This is a genomic window from Erwinia sp. PME.40.26/001 (genome assembly GCF_055556675.1).
Window position 1 is genome coordinate 316285 of the sequence record NZ_JBVHNP010000005.1, and the last position, 9832, is coordinate 326116.

Sequence of the window (9832 nt, forward strand, 5' to 3'; positions counted from 1 at the left end):
TTATGGACAATCTTCAGCACCCGGTTCCTCGTTCTCAGCGCCTGCTGAGTTATCTGATTTGTGCGCTGATTGGCGGGCAGCCACTGCTGCCGGCGGTGGCGGCGCTCACCCCGGTGACGCCGGGCAGCCAGGTGGATAAAGCGGGCAACGGGGTGCCGGTGCTGAACATTGCCACGCCCAATCAGGCAGGAATTTCCCACAATCAGTTTAAAGACTATAACGTTGGCAAGCCGGGCCTGATCCTGAATAACGCCACTGGCCCGTTGACGCAGACCCAACTGGGCGGATTGATCCAGAACAACCCTCATCTGACTGCAGGTAAAGAAGCGCGCGGCATCATTAACGAAGTGGTCGGCGGCAACCGTTCGCAGTTACAGGGTTTTACCGAGGTGGCCGGGAAGGCCGCCAATGTGATGGTGGTCAACCCGTACGGTATCACCTGTAATGGCTGCGGTTTTATCAACACCCCGCAGGTGACGCTGACGACCGGGAAACCGACCTTCGACAGCAAAGGCAACGTCAGCAGTCTGGACGTCTCCCGGGGCAGCATTATCGTTGAAGGGAAGGGGCTGAATGCCAGCCAGAGTGATGCCCTGTCAATTATTGCGCGCGCCACTGAAATCAATGCGGATATCCATGCCCGCGATCTGACGGTCATTGTCGGTTCGAACCGGGTTGATGCACAGGGTAAGGTCACCGCCGTGTCCTCCGCGAGTTCACCGCCGGCGGTGGCGGTAGATACCGGCGCGCTCGGTGGCATGTACGCCAATCGTATTCGTCTGGTCTCCAGCGACAAAGGCTTGGGGGTCAATCTCGGTAACCTCAATGCTCGTCAGGGCGATATTACTCTGGATGCCAGCGGCAAGCTGTCGGTAAGCAACAGCCTTGCCAGCGGGGCGCTGAAGGTCCACGGTCAGGCAGTGGCGCTCAGCGGCGATCATAAAGCTGGTGGCGACATCATGGTCAGCAGTGACGGTGATGTGACGCTTAAGAAGGGCGGACTGGTCAGCGATCGTGATGTGGTGCTGAATGCCGGAAAAACGGTCACGCTGGCGAATGGCTCGCTGACCGCAGCCCGCGATATTCAGTTGCACGGTGATGCGCTGAGGGTGGATGTGCAGAGCCAGGGGAATGCGGCAGGCAATATACACAGCACCGCGATCGGCACTCTGTCGCAGCAGGGGAAACTCACCGCCGCGCAGGATCTTAGCGTGGAGGCTGGCACGCTGGAGAATAGCGGCGCGCTGGTGGCTAACCGCAATCTGAAGGTGCAGGCCGCCACGCAGCATAATCGGGGCAAGCTGCAGAGTAGCGGCAGACTGACGGTCGACGGTGGCCAGCTTTATAACCAGGGAGAGATATTAAGCGGTGGCGGGTTAACCCTGACGGCGCGCCAGCTTGATCAGAACGGCACACTCAGTGCGAAAACGGATGCCAGCCTGACGGTTAGCGACAGGCTGACGCAGGGTGCGCAGGGAAATATTCTCAGCGAAGGCCTGCTGTCTGTTCATAGCGGACAGGGGGAGCTGCAGGGGCTGCTGTCCGGCAGCCGGGGTATTACCCTGAGCGGTGACACACTTATCAGCCAGCAGGGTAGCCGTATCACCAGCCAGCAGGCGATTGATCTGCAGGCCGGTCAGATGCAGCTGGGCGGTGAGGTCAACGCAGGTGGCAATCTGACCCTGAAGGGGGAGGCGCTGACGACCCTGAGCACGGCGCAGGTCCAGAGTGGGGGCAAGCTGACTGTCGAAGCACAGCAGGCGACGCTGAAGGGTACCCAGACAGCGCTCGGCGACTTTACCGTCAATGCCGCCACCCTCGATCATCGCGGCAAAAGTAACGCGGCACGCATCGACATCACCGCCAACAGTCTGGCCAACGGCGGCACGCTGGTGGCACCCGAACTGTCGCTGAACACGCAGCACCTGACCAACGGCGGGTTGCTGGACGGCAGCCGCGCCCTGCACCTGCAGGCCGATCTGTTTGATAATTTACAGGGTGCCACGCTACACAGCGGTGGTGACCTGACGCTTAACCCGGCGCAGCTTAACAATGCCGGACTGATCGCCGGCGATGGCAATATGACGCTGAGTGGCGACAGCCTGGATAACCGGGGAGAGATCAACGCCCGTTCTCTGCGCGCAGATTATCTCGATCTGAACAATCAGCAGGGGGGGGTGTTACTGTCACAGCAGCAGCTGACGGCGACCAGCAAGAGGATGGATAACGGCGGGCAGATCGCCGCGGCAGCACTCAGCATCTCCGGCGATCGTCTTGATAATCACGGTACGTTGCAGAGTAATGACAACCTGACCCTGCAGGTGCAAACCGTCGACAACCGGGGCGACATACTTTCTGACGGGGCGCTGGTGGTGAAGGGAGACAGCCTGAACAACAGCGGCCTCCTGCAGGGGATGACCACGGCTCTGACACTGGCACAGCAGTTCACCCAGCAGTTGGGAGGTGAAGCCAGTGCCACCCGCACGCTGACCCTTGATGCCGCGACGGTGGTCAATGATGGCCAGATGGTTACGCCAGCACTGGCCCTCAATGCGACCAGCCTGGTCAATCGTGGCTGGATACAGGGCAGTGAGGCGCTGGTGGTGAACAGCGGGACAATCAATAACCTGATGGGGGCAACGCTGGTGAGCGGTGAGCGCGCTGACCTGACCAGCCGCACTCTGAACAATGGCGGTCAGCTACAGGCCGGGCATCTGGTGCTGAATAGCGCAACTGTTAACAACAGCGGAACGCTGCTGATCACTGACCGTGGTGAGCTGACGGTGGCCCGCGTGCTGACCAACAGCGGCCTGTTACAGGCGAATCGCGCACTGACATTAGATACGACGCAACTCAACAACACCGCCAGCGGTACGCTGATGGAGGCGGGCGGACTGACGCTGGCGCTCGACAGTCTGAACAATGACGGGTTACTGCAGGTCAGTGACTCCCTGACGGTGACGGCGCGCGAGCTGAATAACCGGGGCCAACTGCTGGCGGGCCGGAAGCTGGATGTGGCAGCTAATTCGCTGGTCAATGCCGGACGGATGCAGGGCGAGAACGCGCTGACGCTCACGGCCACCACGCTGGATAACCAGGCCAGCGGTCAGTTACTGAGTGCAGGGATGCTGGATCTGCACGGTGACCGTGCCATCAATGCCGGGCAGGGGCAGGGGGCAACGCTGCGCTTCAACCTTGGTCAACTGACCAACAGCGGCACCCTGATGGGATCAGACCATCTTGACGGCGCGCTGACCGGCACGCTGGAGAACAGCGGTCAGATCCGCAGCCAGGCGACGGCGCAGTTAAGCGCAGACAGCGTAATAAACACCGGGAAAATGATCGCCCGCGACCTCGAACTAAACGGCAATACCCTTAGCAATAGCGGCCTGTGGCAGGGTGATCAACACCTGACTGCCACCGCCGATCGGCTAATCCAGCGCGCCAGCGGGCAGACCCTGAGCGGCGGCAGCCTGGAACTCAGCAGTAATGGGTTAACCACTGACGGCACGCTGCAGGGGGCGCAGGTGAGTGTGGCGGCGCAGAACTGGCAGCATCTCGGAACGGCCATTGGCAGCGCAGGCGTCTCGGCACAGGTCGGGGATACGCTGGTGAATACGGGTGAGATTTTAAGCCAGGGCGGCATTCAGCTTGATGCTGCGACGCTGAACACTACCGGCAAGCTGCTCGGCGAAGATGCCGTGACGCTGCGTGCCACCGGCTTCACTAATCAGGGCGCGGTGCAGGGCAGCACGCTGGCGGTAGACGCCGCAACGCTGACCAACAACGGCACGCTGGTGGGGTTGCAGGCCCTGACCCTCGGATCTCTCCCCGCCGCTGTGGCACGCATGGCGCTGGCGGCAACACCCGCAGTGCAACGCATATATAGCGGCAGCGGTAAGCTGCTGACCCAGGGCACCCTGAGAATAAACGGCGACAGCCTGAGTAATGATGGCATCTGGCAGGCGCAGGATATTGTCGCCAACGCCCGCACCCTGAGCAATCAGGGCCGTATACAGAGCGCCGACAACCTGGCTTTGCAGCTGAGTGATACGCTGACCTCCGCTGCCAGTAGCCAGATCGCTGCACAGGGCAGCGCGTTACTGCATGCCGCCACCCTCAGCAATCAGGGGCAGTGGACCGCTAAAAATCTCACGCTGACGGCCGATACGCTAGATAACCAGGGCACCATTAGTGGGGTGGATAACCTGACCCTGGGCCTGACGGGTGCGCTAAAACAGCAGCAGGCCGGATCGTTGTTAAGCGGCGGTGCGCTGGGCGTGAATGCGACCTCAATAGAGAATGCCGGACGTATTCAGGGCAATACGCTGACCATGAACGGCAGCACGCTGGACAATAGCGGCAGGTTACAGGGTGATAACGGGCTGACTCTGGTCATCGGCGATCGCCTGACCAATCATCAGAACGGGATACTGTTCAGCCAGCAGGCGCTGACGCTCCAGGCGGCGCAGATGAGCAACGACGGTACGATACAGGGCGGCAAACAGACCCGGCTGGATCTCACCGGGACGGCGCAGAATGGCGGGAAGCTGTTATCCAGCGACGATCTGACTCTGAATGCCGCGCAGTTTAACAATGAAGGCTGGCTGCAGGCCACCGACCTGCTGCTCAAGGCGGCACAGGTAGAAAATAAAGGCACGCTGCTGGTACAGCAGCAGGGCACCCTGACGGGCAGCCGTCTGCTCAATCTGGGCAGTGTTCAGGGCGATCGGCTGACGGTTGACTACCAACAGCTAAATAACAGCGGCACCGTACTGGGTAATCGGCAGTTAGCCGTTACGGGGAACAATGTCGTTCAGCAGGACAGCGGCCGGCTGTTCAGCGGCGGTGTGCTGACCCTCAAGGCCAGCGAACTGTCCCCCACCGGCCAGCTGGTGGCCCTTGGGGATCTGACGGCCACACTGGGCAACGCCTTTACGCATCGCGGCACGCTGGCGGCAGGCAATCAGCTGACGGTCACCAGCAACGGTGCCATCGATAACCAGGGCGTGATGCAGGGGCAGGGCATTACTCTCAGCGCGGGGAGCATCCTCAGCAACAGTGGGAAAATCACCTCTGGCACTCGAACCAGCACCCTGACTGGTAGCCAGATCAACCTCAATGACGCCGGGAGCGTGCAGGGCGGGGGTGACATCTCGCTGACCAGCCGTGGCGATATCAATGTCGCCGGCTTTACCGGAACCCGTGGGTCACTGACGCTGACGGCACCGGGCAGCATCATTAACACAGCCTTACTCTATGCCGGCCAGGATATGCGTCTGCAGGCCAACAGCATCCGCAACCAGCGCGGCGATATCCTCGCCGACAATAATCTCTGGATGCAGCGTGATGCCGCAGGCAATGCCAACAGTGAAATCATTAACACCTCCGGCACCATTGAGACGCGAAATGGGGACATTTCGATGTCCACTGCGCATCTGCTTAATCAGCGCGACGGGCTGACATATAAGGTGGATGAGAAGAGTTATTATCCGTCTGATTCTGGGAGCATCATGCTCCCTATGACCAGGGATAAGCTGACATTTGGTAACGATGAGTCTTGTCACGGTCAGGGCAATGTGTGCATCGATCATCCCTACGCGGATTTATTGACTCAATACAATCAGCAAACTGTTCTGGTAAGCGAAAAACAGGTAACGGCTAGCGCCAGCGGGGGTGCAGCACGTATTTCTGCAGGAAAAGACCTGACCATCAATGCCGATAATCTGGAAAATAAAGCCAGCGATCTGCTTGCCAGCAAAAGTATGCAATTGCAGGGAAGCAGATTGGATAATGACTCGATTGAAAATGGAACGGCACGCGTCTGGCAGACATATGAATGCGTTCAAATGTATACGAAGACGTGTAGAACATTCATCAAGGACCCGGATCACACGAAAAAGAGTTTCGACTTTACTTTCTTGTTAAGTGGCGGCCCCACCACTGAAAACCTCTCCTCCGGGAGCACATTGCGCGCGGTGATTCAGTCCGGGGGGGCACTGACCGCCAGCTTCACCAGTAACGTCAGCAATACGACTACCCGTGCCAATAGCGGCACGATCACCAGTACCCTGGCAAAACCCGTGCTCAATACCCTCAGCCAGCAGGGTATCGGCAGCACTGTGCAACAACAGGCCCTGTCCGGCACAGAAAAAGTGACGGTCAATTCACCCCAGTGGCAGGTGCAGATCCAGTCTGCCTTGCAACAGATGAGTGATGGCAAAGCGCTGGACAGCAGTGGCGAGCCAATGGTGACCCTGGCCGACCAGCGTACAACCAGTCACAGCAGCACATCGCTGTTTCCTGAGGCCGCCACACCTTTGCAGCAGCCGGTGGCTCAGGGCATCGACACCAGCGCGTGGCCACTGCCCACCGGCAATAACGGCTATTTCGTTCCTGCCAGCGATCCCAAAAGCCCGTATCTGATCGTCACCAATCCGCAGCTCGACGGGCTGGGCAAGCTGGATCACAACCTGTTTGGCGATCTCAATGCGTTACTGGGCAAACAGCCGGGCAGCGCACCGCAGGAAACGCGCAGTGCTTACACCGACCAGAAACAGTTCCTTGGATCGTCCTACCTGCTGGATCGCCTCAATCTTAAGCCTGACTACGACTACCGTCTGCTGGGTGATGCGGCCTTTGATACCCGCTATGTCAGCAATGCGCTGCTTAATCAGACCGGCAACCGCTATCTGAACGGAGTGGGTTCCGACCTGGAACAGATGCGCTATCTGCTGGATAGCGCGGCCAGCGCCCAGCAGTCGCTGAACCTGAAATTTGGCGTATCGCTGGATGCAAAACAGGTTGCTGCGCTTGACCACAGCATTGTCTGGTGGGAAGCGACGCAGATTAACGGCGAAACCGTGATGGTGCCAAAGCTCTATTTGTCACCGAAGGATATTACCGTCAACAGCGGCAGCGTGATTGCCGCTAACTCGGTGGAACTCAACGCCGGAACGCTGACCAACAATGGCAGCACGCTGGCCGCCAAAACCAATTTGAATATCAACAGCCAGAACAGCATCAGTAACCTGAACGCAGGCCTGATAAGCGCTGCCGGGGATATGAACCTCAGCGCGCTGGGCGATATCAACAATATCGGTTCGGCCATCAGTGGCAAAACACTGGCGCTGGAGAGCCTCGACGGCAGTATTAATAACCAGACGCTGGCCACGCAGTGGAACGCCAGTAGCAAAGGCTGGCTTGGCTCCGGTGCGGCAATGAGCCAGACCCAGCTGGGCACAACGGCAACGATGAGCGCACAGCAGGGCGTAACGCTGAAAGCGGGCAAGGATATTACGGTCACCGGCAGTAAGGTGACGGCAGGCGGCGATCTGAAACTGGATGCGGCAGGCGATATTGCTATCAATGCCAATCAGACGTCCAGCAGCAGTCGTTATACCGGGTATGCCGGCAAAAACATCGCCAGCAGCGGTAAGGTCGACAACGTCGGCAGCGATCTCTCTGCGGGTGGTTCATTAACCCTCAATGCCGGAAACGATCTCAGCGCCACCGCCAGCACCATCAGCGCGACAAAGGATCTGTCGCTGTCGGCAGGGCACGACCTCAACCTGAACGCAGCAGACACCGCGCAGCGCAGCAGCAAGGGTAAAGGGGAAAACCATGTCACCGGTCAGGATCGCACCACGCTGACCAGCGGCAATGATCTGACGCTCAGCGCAGGCCGCGATCTGAACAGCCAGGCGGCAGGCCTGGTGGCCGATAACGATGTGACATTACAGGCGGGCAGGGATGTGAATCTGCTGGCGGCCACCACCACTAAAGGTGACAGCTACCGCAGCAGCGAACGCACGGAAATCCACGAAGCGGTGCGCCAGCAGGGCACGGAGATTGCCAGCGGCGGCAATACTGCGGTGCAGGCGGGGCGGGATATTAACAGTGCGGCCACCCAGGTGACGGCACAGCAGGATATTGCCCTGAACGCGGGGAATGACGTCAACCTGACGACGGCCACCGAGAGTGATTATTTCTACAAAGAAGAGACGAAAACCAAAAAAGGATTCCTTAGCAAAAAAACCACCCACACCATCAAAGAGGACTATTCGACTGCGGAGAAAGGCACGCTGCTGAGCGGTGATAACGTCAGCGTGGAGGCCGGTAAAAATATCCTGGTGAAAGAATCGCAGGTGGTGGGGGACGACGACGTAACCCTGAAAGCGGCCAGTAATATCGATATTGTTGCCGCGACCAACACGGACTCCAGCTGGCGTTTCAGTGAAACGAAAAAAAGCGGGCTGATGGGTACGGGTGGGATTGGTATCACCATCGGCACCTCCAGCCAGAAGCATGACTTAAAAGTGAAGGGCACGACCCAGAGCCAGAGCGTCAGTACCGTCGGCAGCACCGGGGGCAATGTGACGGTCAGCGCGGCTGACGGCGTGAAGATCAGCGGTGCTGACCTGGTGGCGGGTCAATCGTTAACGGTCAACGGTGACAGTGTGGTCATCGCGCCGGGTCATGATAAGCGTACCGTGGACGAGCGGTTCGAGCAGAAATCCACGGGGATTACGCTGGCGCTCTCCGGTGCGGTTGGCGAGGCGATCAATAATGCCATCGCCACCGCACAGGCGGCGAAAGGAGAAAGTGACAGTCGCCTGGCGGCCCTGCAGGCGACAAAAACCGCCCTCTCCGGGGTGCAGGCACAGCTGGCCAGCCAGCAGGCGCAAGTCAGCGGCGACCCGAATAACGGAATTGGCGTCAGCATTTCGTTGAACTCGCAAAAAACAACATCACAATCACAGCATCGTAGTGATACCGTATCCGGATCCACCCTGAATGCCGGGCAGAATCTGGCGATTACCGCAACGGGTAAAGGTAAATCGGCAAACAGCGGGGATATCGCCATTGGCGGCAGCCAGCTGAAAGCGGGCGGTGACACCACGCTGACGGCGGCGAATGACATCCTGTTAACCGGCGCGGCCAACACGCAGCAATCTGTCGGCAGTAACTCCAGCGGTGGTGGCGGCGTGGGCGTTAGTTTTGGCGTGGGCAGTGGCAACGCCGGGTTGAGCATCTTTGCCAGTGCCAACGGCGCGAAAGGCAAAGACGCCGGTAACGGTACGCAGTGGAGTGAAACCACCCTCGACAGCGGTGGTAACGTCTCGCTGAACAGCGGGCGTGACACCACGTTAACCGGCGCTCAGGTGAACGGTAATCAGGTCAGCGCCGATGTCGGGCGCAACCTGACCATCACCAGTCAGCAGGACAGCGACCGCTACGATTCAAAACAGACCAGCCTTGGCGCAGGCGGCAGCTTTACCTTCGGTTCGACGACGGCCTCAGGTTACATCAGTGCCAGTCAGGACAAGATGCACAGCACCTATGATAGTGTTATGGAGCAGAGTGGCATCTATGCGGGCAAGGGCGGGTTCGATATCCGGGTGGGCGACCACACCCAGTTGAACGGTGCGGTGGTGGCCAGCCAGGCAGGGGCAGACAAAAATCGTCTGGAGACCGGGACGCTGGGCTTCAGCGACCTGGGCAACCAGGCAGATTACAAAGTCAGCCATAGTGGGATCAGCGCCGGTATGAGCAACGGCGGAACGATGAGCGGCCAGATGCTGGGCAACGTGCTGTCGAACTCGGCCAGCACGCTGCTGGCGGGGCTGAACGGCAAGGGGCATGCGGAAGGCACCACTCAGTCTGCGGTCGGGCAGGGCAATATTGTTATCCGCGATACGGCTAACCAACAGCAGGATGTAGGCAGTCTGAGCCGCGACACCACTAAGGCTAATGGCAGCATCAGCCCGATCTTTAACAAAGAGAAAGAGCAAAAGCGTCTGCAAACGGCGCAGGCGGTGGGTGAAATCAC

General features: G+C 59.2%; 1 protein-coding gene. It reads left to right on the forward strand.

Features of this window, described 5'->3' with window-relative positions:
- Positions 1 to 2: 2 nt before the first annotated feature.
- A partial coding sequence (locus ACZ3HG_RS16495; protein ID WP_465333428.1) for a hemagglutinin repeat-containing protein occupies positions 3 to 9832 on the forward strand: 9830 nt, incomplete at its 3' end.